Raw genomic sequence first — 16,262 nt, forward strand, 5'->3', positions numbered from 1 at the left:
GGCACTGGCGCACGCTTCATCGGCGTGCGCCAGGCATGTAACAGGGATCAGCGCTGCGCGGTCGGCAGCTCGTCCCACACCTTCGGGTCTTCGGCGCCCAGCACCCAGCAGCTGAAACCTTCCAGACCGTATTGCTTGGCCATCTCGTAGCGTGCCTTGAAGCTACGCGCGTCCGGACGGAACACCCACTCGCGCATGTCGTCGCGGTAGAAGTAAAACCAGGATTCCTGTTCGACCGGATCCCACTGCACGGTAGCGTTCTGTTCGATCGCCAGCGGAAAGGATTCGTCGGCATCGATGTAGGTTGCTGAAATATTCGACGCCTCGGTGCCGTCTTCCTTCACCGGGTTGCCGGTGAACCAGCGGTAGCCATAGGTGGCGATGCCCAGCGAGAGCTTTTCTTTCGGCACCTGGGTGATTGCGTAATCCAGATGCTTCTTCATCCACACCATGCCATCGACCGGGCCGGGCGTGGTCCAGCGGGTGTGCTGGTCGTAGGTCATGATGCTGACCAGATCCGCCGCCTGGCCCAGCGCCTTCAGGTCATACGCACCGCGCCAGTATTCCCACATCCACTTGGAAAACTGGCCGCCTTCGGCATGGCCCGGTGCATTGGGCACCACCGCCACCGACATCTTGAAACCGGCCTTGTGCAGCGCATCGGCGGTCTGCTTCACCATCAAGGTGTAGGCGTCGCGATCGGTCCAGGCGATGTTCTCGAAATCGAACTGGAAGCCGTAGTACTTGTGCTGTTTGCCGTGGATCAACAGCGATTCGATCATGCGCTTCTTGGCCGCTTCGTCGTGCATCAGCTTGTGGAAGCCGTCGCGGCCGGTGGTCATCGACAGGATCGGCATCACCCGCAGCTTCTTCTGCTTGGCGATGTCGTACAGGTACATATTGGGCGTGCCGTTGACCAGGCCGTTTTGATCCACGCCATACCAGGTCGGCACCACCACATCGATCTTGTCGACGTTGGCAATGAACGAGTTGGTCGATTTCTGCGTGTTCATCAGATAGAACAACGCCGTGGGATTCTTGGCCAGGGCCGGGACGCAGGCAAATGCCAGCGCAAGCAACATCCAGGTCAATCGTTTGCTCATGGAGGACAACATCCGTCAGGGAGTAGGGGTAGAAAGGTCGATGCGGAACACATAGGCGCTCTCGCCAACCGGCTTTGCGGGGAGGCGCAGATGCAGGCCATCGGCGCGTTGTTCGAACGGGATCTTCTTGCCGTTGGCCAGCAAAGTGACCCCGCGCACGCCATCGGTGGCGTTGAGCGAGCGGATCACCGTCTCGCCATCGGTCGGCCAACCCAACTCGATCGCATACAGCGCGCCATCGCGGGTGGTGAAGCGGAAATCGTCGGACGTATACGGCTTGGTCTTGACGTCCTGGAAGGTGCCGCCCACCACTTCGGTCGGGCCTTCGCCATACACGCGCCACGGCTTGCTGTCGTAGATCGCGCCGCCGTTGGTCTTGAGCCACTTGCCGATCGCCAGCAGGATGCCGCGCTCGGTGTCGGGGATCGAGCCATCGGCACGCGGGCCGATGTTGAGCATCAGGTTGCCGTTCTTGGCCACCACATCGGCCAACATGTGGATGATGAAAGTGGGCGATTTGTAGGTGTCATTTTCGATGTAACCCCACGAGGCATTGCTGACCGAGGTATCGGTCTGCCAATGCGTGGGATGGATGCCGGTGAGCTGGCCGCGTTCGATATCCAGCGTGCCGGCGCCTTCGGGGAAGGCGCCCAGTTTGTAATTCACCACCACGCCGCGATCGGCCTCGGTACGCGCCGCGCCCTGGTTGTAGTAATACGCCAGCATCGTTGGCAGGCTGCGCCGGAAGGTTGGGTGGGCAATCCACCAATCGAAATAGATCAGGTCCGGTTGATAGGTATCGATCAACTCGGTGGTGCGCGCCAGCCAGTCGTCCAGCCAGGCCTGCGACACCGGCGTCCAGTCGTTGGCGACATCGCCGTCGTCCTTGCCCGGCAGGCGCACTTGCGCCGGGCCGTACAGCGCTGCATAGCGCGGGTCGTTGACGTCGGAATCGAACTTGCGCCCGCCGTCGAAGAACCAGTTGTGTTCAGCGCGGTGCGACGACAAACCGAAGTGCAGGCCCTGTGCGCGGATTGCGGTGGACAGCTCACCCAGCAGGTCGCGCTTGGGCCCCATCTTCATTGCGGTCCAGTCCGACAACTTGGAGTCGTACAGCGCGAAGCCGTCGTGGTGTTCGGCCACCGGCACCACGTAGCGCGCGCCGGATTGCCGGAACAGCTTGGCCCAGCCAGTGGGGTCGAACTTGGGCGCGGTGAACTTGGGGATCAGATCCTTGTAGCCGCTGGTCGCTTGCGGGCCGTAGGTCGCCACGTGATGGGCGAATTCCTTGGAGCCTTGCAGATACATGTTGCGCGAATACCACTCGCTACCAAACGCCGGCACCGAGAACACGCCCCAATGGATGAAGATGCCGAACTTGGCATTGTCGTACCACGCAGGCGATTGGTACGCCTTCAGCGCAGCCCAGTCGGGGCGGAACGGACCCTTGCGCGCGCCGGCTTCGGCTTCGCGTACCAGACGCTCGCGTTCGGGCGCGTACTTGGCGGTGGCATCGAGCCACTGTTGGTCGATGACCTCGGGGCTGAGCGTGGTGGCGGTGGCTGCAGTGGGCGATTGCGCGCTGAGCGTGGCAGCAGGTAACGCCAGCAGCAGACCGAGCGCGAGCATTCGCGTTCTGGGTGCAGCTCCGGCGTGGCGGCGGGATGGAGCCGCATGGATGCGGCTATCGGTCGTCATGGGAACTGCTCCTCTAAGCGAAACGTGTCGGTCGCATGCAGCCGGCACGTGGATGGCAAAAGCGGGCCTGGCCATGCTCCCTCAACCGCGAAGGGGCGTGGCCAGTACCACTCCTTGGTACAACATCGACCTGTGCGCTGCATGCAACGCACAGGTCAAAAAAAAGCGCGCCACCGTGGAGGGTCGGTGGCGCGCCGGTGCTACATCAGAACTTGAAGTTGAGCTGGGCCTGATAGCCGCGGCCGTTCTTGTAGAACGCCGTGGGGGTCGACCGGGTGTTGCTGAAAAGCCGATAGGTGGAATCCAGCAGATTGGTCGCGCCGAAGGTGATGCCCATGTAATCGGTGATCTGATACGAGGCGGTCAAATCCAGCTGCTTGTAGCTGTCTGCGAAATCCTGCGAGGACAGGCGGCCGATCTGGGTGAAGTACTTCGAACGGTAGCTGTAGTTCACACGCACCATCCAGTCGCCGTGCTCCCAATACGGGATGATGTTGTAGGTATCGCGCGACAGGTAGGGCAGGTTCAAGCCGGAGCTGGAATCGGATTCGGCAAAGGTGTAGTTCGCCTGCAGACCGAAGCCCAGACCCAGCGACTGCTGGTAGTTCACCGATGCGCCCTTGACCTTGGCATCGGACACGTTGACCGGCGTGGTCACCTGGTAGATGCCCGAGACCGCCGGCGGTGCCGGATTCAGCTGCTGGCTGACCGTGGTGTTGACGATGTAGGAGCTGATGTCGCGATAGAACACTTCACCGGACAACATGCTGGACGGAGCGAAATACCACTCGGCGGCCAGATCGTAGTTGGTGGACTCGTACGGCTTCAGATCCGGGTTGCCACCGTTGGCGGTCAGGTTACCGTTGCCGCTGTTGATGGTGAACGAGCCGGCCAGATCGGCGTAACGCGGACGTGCGATGACCTTGGCTGCAGAGAAGCGCAGCACGGTGTCGTCGTTGATGTCGTAGGCGATATTGAAGCTCGGCAGCGCCTTGCGATAGTCGTTGGTTTCGGCGACACGGTTGAAGGTGTTGCCGCCGTCCTGGCTCTGCCAGTACTCGGACTTGTCGGTGGTGTCGACCAGACGCACGCCGACGTTGCCGCGCCACTTGCCGGTTTCATAGTTCAACTGCGTGTAGAAATTCTGAGTGATTTCCTTCACGTCGAACGAGGAGCCGAAGTCGGTGCGGTACGGACCCTGCGGTTGCGACAGCAGATAGTTGCGCACCGAATTCAGGCTGGCGGTCGGCCAGGTGGTCAGGTCGCCGCTGGCGCCCAGGCCGTCGTACAGACCGGTCGGGGTGGTGCCCGGATTGAACTGGGTCAGCGAAATCGCATCGGTGGTGTTGATGCGGTTGCCGCGCGCTTCCACACCGTTGTTGTGGTTGATGTACTTGTAGCCGAACAGCAGCTTGGTGAACGGGCCCAGTTCCAGGTCGCGTGCGGCATCCCACTGGAAGTACTTCTCTTCGTCCTTGCTCTTCTGATAGAAGATGCCGCCCGCCTGCATGGCGCTGGAATCCTGCGAACCCGGAGCGAGGCCTGCCGGCGAACCGGGCAACGTCCAGTTGGCCGCACCGCCGTTGTCGTAATTCACTGCGGTGTTCTTACCGTCGAAGGCGTAGTTGTAGCCGCCATCGGCCATCAGGAACTTCATCAGGTATTCGGGGTTCTTGCCGCCGGTCGCTTCGGTGTTGCCGACCTGGGTGGTGAACACCCACTTTTCACCGGACCAGTCGTGACGCAGGTTCAGGCTCTTGGTGGTGACGGTGCTTTCGCGGTAGTTCGCATCCAGCTGTGCGTACGGCTGCCCCGCGGCACCATCGCCGAAGGTCGCCGAGCTGACCACGCCATTTTGCACATTGGCGCTGGTGACCTTCTGCAGGTCGTTATTGCAGGCCGGGCACACGTAACGCGATTCGCTGAAGTTGTTGTACTTGCCCTTGATGTACAGGCCGGTCAGGTTGAATTCGTTCTGCTCGTTCGGCTTCCACTGCAATGCGCCCTGCACGCCGCTACGTTCGCGGGTCTGCTGGAAGAAGGCGCTGTTGATGCCGGCCGGCACACGTGCGGTGGCGACATCGCTGCCGTCGCCGGTGATGGTCGCGCTGGCAGGAATGTTGGCACCGGTGGTGTAGCCGAAGTACTCGATACCGGCACGTGCCAGGTCCTGCTTGTCGTGCGTGGCGGAGATCAGCGCGCCGAAGGTTTCGTCGTCGTTCTTCCAGCTCCACAGCGCCGAACCGCGCGGATTGCCTTCTTCGGAACGGTCGTTGTAGTTGTAGCCGACCGAGCCGCGAATGGTGTTCTTGGGCAGGTCCAGCGGCTTGCGGGTGTGCACGATCACGGTGCCGCCGATCGAGCCTTCATCGATGCGCGCTTCAGGGGTCTTGTAGACCTCCATCAGACCGATGATTTCCGGCGACAGCAGGGTGTAGTTGAATGTACGGCCGCTGGTGTCGGTGGGGTTGCCGCCCCAGTCGCCCGAGGCGATGGTCTGGCCGTTGAGCAGCACGCGGTTCAACGCCGGGTCGGTGCCGTTAATGCTGACCTTTTCGCCTTCGCCGAACTGGCGGTCGACGCTGATGCCCGGCAGGTGCGACAGCGATTCGGCCGCATTGATGTCCGGGAACTTGCCGATATCTTCGGCGCTGATCGCATCGACGATGGAGTTGGCCGAGCGCTTGACCGCCTGGCTCTTCTCCAGCGACGCGCGGTAGCCGGTGACGGTGATGGTGTCCAGCTCGGTGGTGGCCGACGGCGTGGCGCCAGCCGGGGCTTGTTGTTCTTGTCCGGCAGCCATTGCAGAGCCGGAGCAGTACAGAGCGGCGGTGATACAGAGTGCTAACGTCGTGGTGCGGCTGTGCATGGCTAAACCTCATTGGTTAGTGCTGTGAGTACGCATGGCCCGTAGTGGGCACAACGCGCTCGGCGTGGCCGGCAAAACAACACGCCCTGACCGATCGCGGTGATCGCACTCCGTGCTCCGCAATGGCAGCAGGTGGCGTCGATGCGCGTGGTAGAGGAGGTGTCCCCCGTGTGGTGAAGCGGTGGAGCGAATGCGACATCGGCGAGTCGAACGTCGGATGACGCGCCACTCACGAATCTGGCGTGGCAGGCGAGGGAAGCGCCGTTCTTCAGTACCGAACAGTTGCTGGCCCCTCCTGCCAGAACCCCGATTTGGATCGAGTCTCGCGTAGCGTTGACAGCGTTGTCAACACATCGTCACAGATCTCTGAAGCGCTTGCGATTGCGCTGCAATGCAGCATTTTTTGCGACGTGATCGTCGAAGTTGCTGAGAGCGTGCGCACATGCGGGATTCCGTCACCAACCCGCAATTGGCGGCTTCTATGGCTGGACGGTGTTTCACTGGCACATGCGCGGTTTTTATGCAGAAATCTCCGTGATGCATGCGGATTTTTCGTGGATGATGGGCGGTGCGGGAGAATGCCCTGATCGTCGCCGCCACGGTTGCGTTACAGGGCGATTACTGACAACGTTGTCTACCCGCTGCCGTTCGTCGGACAACGGGACATGACGCCAGCCCGCTGCCACTTATCAGGAGAATGCGTGAGCGCAAGCAGCCCAATGGAAGCGGTGGCCTTTCCGCGCCCCGACACCTTCGTTGCCGCAGACGTGGGAGGGACGCATGTGCGCCTGGCGCTGGTCTGCGCAAGCACCGATATGCGCAAGCCGGTCACCGTGCTGGAGTATCGCAAGTACCGCTGCGCCGATTATCCGGGCCTGGCCGAGATCATGTCCGCGTTCTTTGCCGAGATGGGATGCGCGCCAGTGCGGCGCGGCGTGATCGCCAGTGCCGGTTATGCGCTGGAAGACGGTAGCGTGATCACCGCGAACCTGCCGTGGGTGCTGGCGCCGGAACAGATTCGCCGCCAGCTCGGCATGCAGGCGCTGCATCTGGTCAACGATTTCGAAGCGGTCGCCTACGCGGCCAATTACATGACCGGCAATCAGGTCATGCAGCTGTCCGGCCCCGCTCAGGGCGCGCCCGGCCCGGCGCTGGTGCTCGGTCCAGGAACCGGGCTGGGTGCGGCGGTGTGGATTCCCAACGGCGCCCACCCGATGGTGCTGCCGACCGAAGCCGGCCACGCCGCGCTTGCCGCCGCCAGCGATCTGGAAGTGGCCTTGCTGCAGGAACTGCGTCGCACGCGCACGCATGTGGGCACCGAAACCTTGTTGTCCGGTCCTGGCCTGTTGAACCTCTACACCGCATTGGCCGCGCTGCGTGGCGAGCCTGCCGTGCATCAAGGCCCGGCCGATGTCACCGCCGCCGCATTGGCCGGTAACGACGTGCTCGCGCGCGATGCGTTGCAGGCGTTCTGCGGGTTCATGGGTAGCGTGGTCGGCGACATGATGCTGCTTTACGGCATCCGCAGCGGTGTCTATCTGGCCGGAGGATTCCTGCCGCAGATTGCCGAGTTCATTGCCGCCAGCGACTTCACCGCCCGCTTGCTCGACAAGGGCACGCTGCGTCCTGCCCTGGAGCAGGTGCCGGTCAGCATCGTCGAACACGGCCAGCTCGGCGTCATCGGCGCGGCCAGCTGGTTTTTGCAGCACGGCCGCTGACGCACGGCACACCGTAGGGGCGCACTTGGGCGCGATAGGGCGTTACCGGTGACGCTTCTCGCGCCCGGGTGCGCTCCTACACATTTGTCGGGCTTCGTGCGTCTTTGCAGTAATTCCAACTGTGCTGTATCGGGCCTATCGGCAATCGCATCGCAGCATTCCGTAGGAGCGCACCTGGGCGCGAAAGGGCGCTACCGATAACGCCATCGCGCCCGGGTGCGCTCCTACGTGGGTTGCCCGCCACCGTGCGGGGTCGCCAATCGTCCGGTCACACGAGGCGCGACACTACCCGCACTCCGCGTCAGCAACCGCGATGTCCTACACGTCCTCGAACCTACAGGTCCCCGAACCGCGCCTGCAATGCCGCGATGGCGGCCAGGCCGGCGGTCTCGGTGCGCAGGATGCGCGGGCCTAATTGCAGGCCGGTGAAACCGGCAGCGGCGAGCGTGGCGCGGTCGCGTGGCGACCAGCCGCCTTCCGGCCCGATTGCCACGATGAGCCCCTGCTCGACATCGGCACTCAGGGTGGACAGGCGATGCTCGCCCTGCGGGTCCAGGGTCAGCCGTCGCGCCTGCGGGTCGCTGGCCTGCGCGGCCTCTTGCAAGCCCTGCGGCGCGGCGACGGTCGGCACGCGTGCGCGGCCGGATTGTTCGCAGGCCGACACCACCACGCTGCGCCAATGCGCGACGCGTTTTTCCATGCGCGCTGCATCGAGCTTGACCTCGGTGCGCTCGGCGTTGACCGGCACGATGGCGGCCACGCCCAACTCGGTGGCTTTCTGCAGGATCAGGTCCATTTTTTCGCCGCGCGCGATGCCCTGGAGCAGCGTGATGCGTAAAGGCGATTCGTTGGACAGCGCTTCCGCACGCTCGACCAGCGCACGCGCTTCGCGCTTGCCAGCCACGGTGATGCGCGCGTGGTAGTCGCTGCCATCGCCGTTGAACAGGATGCAGGCATCGCCCTCGCGCAAGCGCAACACGCGCAGCAGATGATTGGCGGACTCTTCGGGCAGGGTCACTTCCTGGTCGCACTGCAGCGGCAACGCAACATGGGACCGGGTCAGGCGCATGCGACGGCCTCGTCGATGGCGTAACGGGTGGTCGCGGCAAGCAAGGCCAGTTGCGCCTCATCCACACAATACGGCGGCATCCAGTACAGCACGTCGCCCAGCGGGCGCAGCACCACGCCGCGTTCCAGCGCCGCGCGATACGCCTTCAATCCAACCCGTGCTGCGGCGGGGAATGGGGTGCGTTTGTCGCCGCCCTTAGTCAACTCGAAGGCCACGATCATGCCGGCCTGGCGCACGTCCGCCACCGCGCTGTGCTCGCCGATCTGCGCAGCGAGGGCGCTCATGCGCGCGGCGGTGTGCTGGTTACGCGCAATCACGTCGTCGTCCGCGAAGATCTGCAACGTCGCCAATGCCGCCGCGCACGCCAGTGGGTTGCCGGTATAGCTGTGCGAATGCAGAAACGCGCGTTCGCGCGAATCGTCCAGAAACGCGTCGTACAACTGCTGCGTGGCCAGCACCGCCGACAGCGGCAGGAAGCCGCCAGTCAGTCCCTTGGACAAGCACAGCAGATCGGGCATCACGCCGGCCTGTTCGCAGGCGAACAGGGTGCCGGTGCGTCCGAAGCCGGTGGCGATCTCGTCGGCGATCAGGAATACGCCATGCGCATCGCACAATGCGCGCGCACGGCGCAAATACGCCGGGTGATACATGCGCATGCCGCCGGCGCATTGCACACGTGGCTCCAGAATCAGCGCGCAGATTTCGCCGGGCGACTGTTCGAACAGTGCCTGCAGTGCATCGGCCGCCTGCAGTGCATAGTCTTCCGCGCTTTGGCCCGGCTCGGCCAGGTAGGCGTCGGGCGACGGTGCAAACAGCGATTGCAACAACAGCGGTGCATACACGCGCCGATACAACGGGATGTCGCCGACCGACAGTGCGCCGATGGTTTCGCCGTGATACCCGTTTTCCAATGCGATGAAACGCGTGCGGCGATGCTCGCCACGGTTGTGGAAATAATGGAAGGCCATCTTCAAGGCCACTTCGACGCCGGCCGAGCCGTTGTCGGCATAGAACACCTTGGACAGCGGTGGGCGGTCGGGCTGGCGCGGCGCAATCGCTAGCAGGCGCTCGGCCAGCTGCACTGCCGGCGCGTGGGTGAAGCCGGCCAGCATCACTTGCTCCAGGGTGCCGGCCTGCTGCGCGATGGCCGCGCCGATACGCGGCTCGGCATGGCCGAACAGGTTGGTCCACCAGCTGCTGACCGCGTCCAGGTAGCGGCGGCCATCATGACCGATCAGCCACGCACCCTGGCCACCGGCGATGGGGACCAGCGGAAGCGTGTGCGGATGCTCGCGCATCTGCGTGCACGGGTGCCACAGCACCGCAAGATCGCGTTGCCGCCAATGTTCGGCAGCTTCGGAGGCTGCAGGGTCTGCTAGGATTTCGGGCTCATGAACATGTCGATGCATCTGCCTATTCTATCGGTCCGCTCCGCGGCTGCGTGCCACGCATGAGCCCGCGTCTGCCGACCATCCACAAGATCACCGATCTTGGCGACGGGCCGTTCCGTCGCCAGCAACTGGATCTGGAGTTTTCCAACGGGCAGCGCCGCCTCTACGAACGGCAACTCAGCCAGGGCCACGGTGCCGTGGTCGTGGTGCCGATGCTCGACGCGACCACCGTGTTGCTGGTGCGCGAGTACGCCGCCGGCGTGCACCGCTACGAGCTGGGTCTGGTCAAGGGGCGCATCGATGCCGGCGAGACGCCGGAGCAGGCGGCCGACCGCGAGCTCAAGGAAGAAGCCGGCTACGGCGCGCGCCAGGTTCAGGTGCTGCGCGCGATGACGCTCGCTCCTACTTATATGAGTCACCAATCCTGGTTGGTGCTGGCGCGCGACCTCTACCCCGAGCGCCTGGTCGGCGATGAGCCGGAAGAGATGGAAGTGGTGCCCTGGCCGATCGCTCGTCTGGACGAATTGATGCTGCGCGACGATTTCTCCGAAGGCCGCTCGCTGGCCGCCCTGTTCATTGCGCGCGAGTGGCTGGAGCGCAACCCATGATCCGTATCCCGATGGAGCTGCGCGAAACCGTGATCGCTATTGCCCGCGAAGCGGGTGAGGCCATCATGCAGGTGTACGCGCAGGACTTCGCGGTCGAGATCAAGGACGATGCCAGTCCGTTGACCCAGGCCGACCTTGCCGCCAATCGCGTCATCGTCGACGGTCTGCGCCGGGTCACGCCCGATGTGCCGGTGCTGTCGGAAGAATCCGCGCACGTGGCTTGGGAAGAGCGGCAGTACTGGACCAGCTACTGGCTGGTCGATCCGCTGGATGGCACCCGCGAGTTCGTCAAGCGCAACGGCGAGTTCAGCGTCAACATCGCCCTCATCCACATGGGCGCGCCGGTGTTGGGCGTGGTGCAGGCACCGGTCGATGGCCGGGTCTGGTACGCCGCACGCGGCGAGAACGCGTTCCGCCGCGACGGCGACCGCGACGAGATGCTGCACACCCGCACACCGGCCGCCACACCCTTGCGGGTCGCTGCCAGCCGCTCGCATCGCGACGCGCGCACTGCGGCCGCGCTGGAGCGCATGGGGGAGATCGACGTGGTGGCGCAAGGCTCGTCGTTGAAGTTCTGCCGCATCGCCGAAGGCGACCTGGATGTCTATCCGCGCTTCGGCCCCACCTCCGAATGGGACACCGCGGCCGGCCAATGCGTGTTGCACGCCGCCGGCGGTGTGCTGCTGGCCGGCGGTTCCGGCAAGCCGTTCCGCTACAACCGCCGCGACACCTTGCTCAATGGCGACTTCATCGCGCTGGGCGATCCCAATCTGCCTTGGCGCGATTGGCTGGCCTGAGCATGCCCGCCTGCCGTGCGCATGTCGCACGCCAGGCAACGCGGATGCGCAAGGTCCTGATTGGCTGACCGGTACACTGCGGCGGCATCGCGCGTCGGAGTTGCTGCCACGCGCAATGCCGCACTGCGTCAGCGCTCTCGCCGCGGATGCGCCTTCCAACATCGCTCCAGGAACACACCATGCTCCAGACTCCGCCCACCGGCGATATCCACGGCCTGCTGCAGTTGATGGCGCGCCTGCGCGACCGTGAGCACGGTTGCCCCTGGGATGTGGAGCAGAGCTTCGCCACCATCGCGCCGTACACCATCGAAGAAGCCTACGAGGTCGCCGACGCGATCGATCGCAACGACCTGCCCGGGCTGCGCGACGAGTTGGGCGACCTGCTGCTGCAGGTGGTCTTCCATGCGCAGATGGCGTCCGAACAGGGCGCGTTCGACTTTGCCGATGTGGTCGCCACACTCAGCGACAAGCTGGTGCGCCGGCACCCGCATGTGTTCGCGGCGCAAACGGCGGACGATGCGCAGGCGGTGAGCGCCAACTGGGACCAGATCAAACGCGAAGAACGCCGCGCCGCGGGACACCAGGACGACTCTGCACTGGCCGGCATCGCGCGCGGGCTGCCCGAGTGGCAGCGGTCCACCAAGTTGCAGTCGCGCGCGGCGCGGGTGGGCTTCGACTGGCCTGGCCCAGCGCCGGTGCTGGAAAAATTGCAGGAAGAAATCGAGGAGCTGCGGGTGGAATTCGCCCGCGGCCCGGTGGCCGACAATCAGGCGCGCCTCGAAGACGAACTGGGCGATGTGCTGTTTGTCTGCGCCAATCTCGCGCGACACGCCAAGGTCGATGTAGGCGCCGCGCTCCGGCATGCCAATCTGAAATTCGAACGGCGCTTCCGTGCGATGGAAGCGCAGGCGCACGCGCAGGGCACCACCCTGGATGGGTTGTCGCTGGACGCGCAGGAAGCGCTGTGGCAACAGGTCAAGCGCGACGAATCCGCCGCCGCGGTGCCGGATGCCGGCGCCGTGCCCGGCGCATGAGCGCCGCGCTGACCACACTGTTGCTGTTCGTCGCCACCGCCGTGGCCGAACTGGTCGGCTGCTACCTTCCTTATCTATGGCTACGCAAAGGCGGCAGCGTGTGGCTGCTGCTGCCCAGCGCGCTGAGCCTTGCGATCTTCGTGTGGCTGTTGAGTCTGCATCCGACTGCCAGCGGACGCGTGTATGCCGCCTATGGCGGGGTCTATATCGCCAGTGCCTTGCTGTGGTTGTGGTGGGTGGACCGCATCACTCCGACGCGATGGGATCTGCTCGGCGCCGCCTGCTGTCTGCTCGGCATGGCCGTCATCATGTTCGCGCCGCGCAACGTCTGAGCCTGGCGGTCGTGTGATCCGCGTGCGCCGAGGCGCTTGCTGCCCGACGCGGCAATGGTCGCGAGCGCATTCCTGCACCGCATCCCCAAGCCGGCGACGGGTAGCGCGGGTGCATACTGCTGCAAGGATTGACTCGTCATATGCAAGGGGATGCACATGTTTCCGACTTCGTTTTTGGCCATGGCCGTTCTGGTTGCTGGCGTCATCGTGTTGTTCAAGACCGTGCGCATGGTGCCGCAGGGATTTCAGTGGACGGTGGAGCGCTTTGGCCGCTACACACACACCCTGAGTCCGGGTCTGCACTTTCTGGTGCCGGTGGTCTACGGCGTGGGCCGCAAGATCAACATGATGGAACAGGTGCTGGACGTGCCCAGCCAGGACGTCATCACCAAGGACAACGCGGTGGTACGCGTGGACGGTGTGGTGTTCTTCCAGGTGCTGGATGCCGCCAAGGCCGCCTATGAAGTCTCAAATCTGGAGATCGCCAGCATCGCGCTGGTGCAAACCAATATCCGTACCGTGATCGGTTCGATGGATCTGGACGAATCGCTGAGCCAGCGCGAAACCATCAATGCGCAGTTGCTGAGCGTGGTGGACCAGGCCACCAACCCATGGGGCATCAAGGTCACGCGAATCGAAATTCGCGACATCCAGCCGCCACGCGATCTGATCGACTCGATGGCGCGGCAGATGAAGGCCGAGCGCGAAAAGCGCGCGCAGATTCTGGAAGCCGAAGGCTCGCGTCAATCGGAGATCCTGCGCGCCGAGGGCGAGAAGCAGGCGGCCGTGCTCGAAGCCGAAGGCCGCAAGGAAGCCGCCTTCCGCGACGCCGAGGCGCGCGAGCGTCTGGCCGAGGCCGAAGCCCGCGCCACCCAGGTGGTGTCCGATGCGATCGCCAACGGCAGCGTGCAGGCAATCAATTATTTCGTCGCACAAAAGTATGTGGAGGCGTTCAAGGCACTGGCCACCGCGCCCAACCAGAAGTTCGTGCTGATGCCGATGGAATCCAGCGGCATCATCGGCTCGCTTGCCGGCATCGCTGAACTGGCCAAGGAAGCGATGGGCAAGCCCGACGCGCCAGCCGTACGCATGCCGCCGATGCCGCCGCGCGCGGGAGGCTGAGTCATGCGCTGGGACGTTGTGATCTGGGCGGTGCTGGCGCTGCTGTTGATCGCCGCAGAGACGCTGGTGCCCGGCGCGTTTCTGCTGTGGATGGGGATTGCCGCCGCCGCCGTCTGCGTGCTCGTGTTGGCGCTGCCGGGCATGTCGCTGCTGGTGCAGATTGTGGCGTTCGTTGTGCTCAGCTTTGTGTCGGTGCAGGTCTATCGCACCTGGTTCCGCGGCAAGGGGCGGCAGAGCGATCGCCCCTTGCTCAACAAACGTGCCGAGCAGTTGATTGGCCGTCGTGTGCTGCTCGATCAAGCCATCCACGATGGCCGCGGTCGCGCCAAGGTCGACGATGCGTTCTGGGTGGTCAGTGGTCCGGATCTGCCCGCCGGCGCGCCGGTGCGCATCGTCGGCGTCGATGGCATGACCTTGCAGGTGCAAGCCACCAGCTGATCGCCGAGCACGGCGAGCAGCCCGGCCGCACATTGCTGCAGTGCGGCGTGCTTGTGCCCAATTGCACGGTTGGGCCGGTGCTGCGTCTGCGCAGTGACGCGGTTACCCGCAAGCACGGCCAGGCAGCGATAATGGGCATCTTTTCCTTGGACCGGCGCCCATGACCCAGAAGACCATCCTCAACGACACCCATCGCGCGCTCGGCGCCAAGATGGTCGACTTCGGCGGTTGGGACATGCCGATCCACTATGGCTCGCAGCTGGACGAACACCATCAGGTGCGTCGCGACGCCGGCATGTTCGACGTCAGTCACATGACTGTGGTCGATCTGCGCGGCGCACGCGTGCGCGAGTTCCTGCGCTACCTGCTCGCCAACTCGGTGGACAAGCTCAAGGTGTCCGGCAAGGCGCTGTACACCTGCATGCTCAATCCGCAGGGCGGGGTGATCGACGACCTCATCGTCTATTTCATGACCGAAGATTTTTTCCGTCTGGTGGTCAACGCCGCTACCCGCGAAAAGGATCTGCAGTGGATCGGCGAACAGGCCGCACGCTTCGAGGTACGCGTGGAAGAGCGCGGCGACTTCGCGATGATCGCCGTGCAGGGCCCCAACGCACGCGCCAAGGTCATCGAACTGGTCGATCCGGTCGACGCCACGGCAGCGAGCAAGCTCGGCCGTTTCGCCGCACTGCAGACGCGCTCGCGCGATGGCATCGACCTCTTTGTCGCGCGCACCGGTTACACCGGCGAAGACGGTTTCGAAATCGTGTTGCCGCAGGACGCGGCGGTCGCGTTCTGGAATGCGTTGCTCGCGCAGGGCGTCAAGCCGGCCGGTCTGGGTGCGCGCGATACCTTGCGTCTGGAAGCGGGCATGAATCTCTATGGGCAGGACATGGACGACGCGGTCACTCCTTATGAGGCTGCGTTGGCGTGGACGATCACCCTGGACGAAGGCCGCGACTTCATCGGTCGCGCCGTGCTCGAAACGCAAAAGGCACAGGGCGCGCCGCGTCAACTGATCGGCGTGGTGATGGATGAGAAGGGCGTGCTGCGCCACGGCCAGAGCGTGTTCACCGTCAGCGGCGAAGGCGAGATCCTGTCCGGCACCTTCTCACCGACGCTCGGCAAGGCGATCGCATTCGCACGCGTGCCGGCCGGCAGCATCGACGACCTGCGCGTGGACATTCGCGGCAAGCAGGTCCCGTTGCGCGCGGTGAAGTTTCCGTTCGTGCGCGACGGTCAGGCGCAGCCCGGCGTTCTTGGTGACTGAGTCGCATGACGCCGGTCGCCGTCGGCCGGCCTCCTGTCACCGCATGCAACCCAGCCATACCGACATGCGTGCACCTGTCTTGTCGCGCGGTCTAAACTAACCACCTGTCCCCAACCCCAGTTTCCCCGGAGCACACCCATGAGCGAGATTCCTGGCGACCTCAAGTTCCTCAAATCCCACGAGTGGGCCCGTGTCGAAAGCAGCGGCCGCGTGACCGTCGGTATTTCCGACCACGCGCAGGGCTTGCTGGGCGACCTGGTCTACGTCGAGCTGCCGAGCGTCGGCGACACCGTGCAGGTCGGCAACGGCGCAGCGGTGGTCGAGTCGGTCAAGGCCGCATCCGATGTCTACAGCCCGGTCAGCGGCACCGTGGTCGAGGTCAACGGCGCGCTGAGCGACAAGCCGGAAACCATCAACGAAGACGCCTATGGCGAGGGCTGGATCTTCGTTGTCGAACTCGACGACAAGGAGCAGCTCAACGATCTACTGTCGCCCGACGACTACGCCGAGCTGCTCGAAGACGACGACCACTGAGTCCGTCTTCCCTGCTGCGCACCGATGGCCGCTCTCAGAGCGGCCATTTTTTTTGGCGCGCCGCCGCCTGCGGTGTGCGTTCGAGATCGAGATCGAGGGGCGGTTGGGCAGCCACCTGCACTGTGCTGACACTCGCAGGCTGGAAAGGCGGTTGGCGATGCGCGTGGAGGCATCCATGCGCGACCTGTCGCCGCACAACCGCCTGCATACCGGTGCGTCGGATTTCTGACGTGAGTCGCTCGTGAGGGTCTGGGGTGTGCTCGGTGAAAAAAATTCGAC

The 16,262-nt window shown here is 64.2% G+C and carries 14 protein-coding genes; 9 read left to right on the top strand and 5 right to left on the bottom strand.

The window, feature by feature from the left end; genetic code table 11:
• Nucleotides 1-47 precede the first annotated feature (47 nt).
• The 3 genes from ABQZ00_RS04190 to ABQZ00_RS04200 all read right to left on the bottom strand — a co-directional run bounded on the left by ABQZ00_RS04190 (nt 48) and on the right by ABQZ00_RS04200 (nt 5,670).
• Nucleotides 48-1,115, bottom strand: a complete 1,068-nt coding sequence (locus ABQZ00_RS04190; protein WP_161963124.1) for a glycosyl hydrolase family 18 protein — start codon at nt 1,113-1,115, stop codon at nt 48-50.
• Between the two features lie 3 nt (nt 1,116-1,118).
• The gene (locus ABQZ00_RS04195) at nt 1,119-2,801 is read right to left on the bottom strand and encodes an alpha-L-fucosidase (RefSeq protein ID WP_323537503.1); all 1,683 of its coding nucleotides are present in this window, start codon (nt 2,799-2,801) and stop codon (nt 1,119-1,121) included.
• 205 nt (nt 2,802-3,006) lie between these two features.
• Nucleotides 3,007-5,670, bottom strand: coding sequence for a TonB-dependent receptor (locus ABQZ00_RS04200; RefSeq protein ID WP_323537502.1), 2,664 nt, complete (start codon nt 5,668-5,670; stop codon nt 3,007-3,009).
• Between the two features lie 719 nt (nt 5,671-6,389).
• Here ABQZ00_RS04200 and ABQZ00_RS04205 point away from each other — a divergent pair.
• Nucleotides 6,390-7,388, top strand: a complete 999-nt coding sequence (locus ABQZ00_RS04205; protein ID WP_323537901.1) for a glucokinase family protein — start codon at nt 6,390-6,392, stop codon at nt 7,386-7,388.
• Nucleotides 7,389-7,722: 334 nt separating this feature from the next.
• Here the strand turns inward: ABQZ00_RS04205 and ABQZ00_RS04210 are convergent, their stop codons facing one another.
• Together ABQZ00_RS04210 and bioA are read right to left on the bottom strand one after the other, a co-directional pair.
• Nucleotides 7,723-8,457, bottom strand: coding sequence for a 16S rRNA (uracil(1498)-N(3))-methyltransferase (locus tag ABQZ00_RS04210; protein WP_323537501.1), 735 nt, complete (start codon nt 8,455-8,457; stop codon nt 7,723-7,725).
• Nucleotides 8,448-9,866, bottom strand: coding sequence for an adenosylmethionine--8-amino-7-oxononanoate transaminase (gene bioA / locus ABQZ00_RS04215; RefSeq protein WP_323537500.1), 1,419 nt, complete (start codon nt 9,864-9,866; stop codon nt 8,448-8,450). Before bioA ends, ABQZ00_RS04210 begins: the two co-directional genes overlap by 10 nt.
• A gap of 41 nt (nt 9,867-9,907) precedes the next feature.
• Between bioA and nudE the strand changes: the two genes are divergently transcribed.
• From nudE to gcvH, 8 genes are all read left to right on the top strand, one after another.
• A complete protein-coding gene (gene nudE / locus ABQZ00_RS04220; RefSeq protein WP_055849296.1) occupies nt 9,908-10,456 on the top strand; it encodes an ADP compounds hydrolase NudE in 549 nt (182 codons plus the stop codon).
• The gene (gene cysQ / locus ABQZ00_RS04225; RefSeq protein WP_115513572.1) at nt 10,453-11,253 is read left to right on the top strand and encodes a 3'(2'),5'-bisphosphate nucleotidase CysQ; all 801 of its coding nucleotides are present in this window, start codon (nt 10,453-10,455) and stop codon (nt 11,251-11,253) included. Before nudE ends, cysQ begins: the two co-directional genes overlap by 4 nt.
• Before the next feature lie 179 nt (nt 11,254-11,432).
• Nucleotides 11,433-12,287 carry a nucleoside triphosphate pyrophosphohydrolase gene (mazG, locus tag ABQZ00_RS04230; RefSeq protein ID WP_323537499.1) on the top strand — a complete coding sequence of 285 codons (855 nt, stop codon included), beginning with the start codon at nt 11,433-11,435 and terminating at the stop codon, nt 12,285-12,287.
• Nucleotides 12,284-12,619 carry a YnfA family protein gene (locus tag ABQZ00_RS04235; protein WP_115554330.1) on the top strand — a complete coding sequence of 112 codons (336 nt, stop codon included), beginning with the start codon at nt 12,284-12,286 and terminating at the stop codon, nt 12,617-12,619. The genes mazG and ABQZ00_RS04235 overlap by 4 nt, the downstream gene beginning before the upstream one ends.
• A gap of 156 nt (nt 12,620-12,775) precedes the next feature.
• Entirely contained in the window at nt 12,776-13,741 is a 966-nt protein-coding gene (locus ABQZ00_RS04240) for an SPFH domain-containing protein (RefSeq protein WP_055850368.1), read from the top strand.
• Between the two features lie 3 nt (nt 13,742-13,744).
• On the top strand, nt 13,745-14,179 hold the full coding sequence (locus ABQZ00_RS04245; protein WP_115528625.1) for an NfeD family protein: 435 nt from the start codon (nt 13,745-13,747) through the stop codon (nt 14,177-14,179).
• Between the two features lie 160 nt (nt 14,180-14,339).
• Nucleotides 14,340-15,449 (top strand): glycine cleavage system aminomethyltransferase GcvT, encoded by a 1,110-nt coding sequence (gene gcvT / locus ABQZ00_RS04250; protein ID WP_323537498.1) that lies wholly within the window; start codon nt 14,340-14,342, stop codon nt 15,447-15,449.
• Nucleotides 15,450-15,587: 138 nt separating this feature from the next.
• A complete protein-coding gene (gene gcvH, locus ABQZ00_RS04255; protein ID WP_055849316.1) occupies nt 15,588-15,983 on the top strand; it encodes a glycine cleavage system protein GcvH in 396 nt (131 codons plus the stop codon).
• Nucleotides 15,984-16,262: the final 279 nt, after the last annotated feature.

This window comes from Xanthomonas sp. WHRI 10204, assembly GCF_040202875.1.
Lineage (GTDB): Bacteria > Pseudomonadota > Gammaproteobacteria > Xanthomonadales > Xanthomonadaceae > Xanthomonas.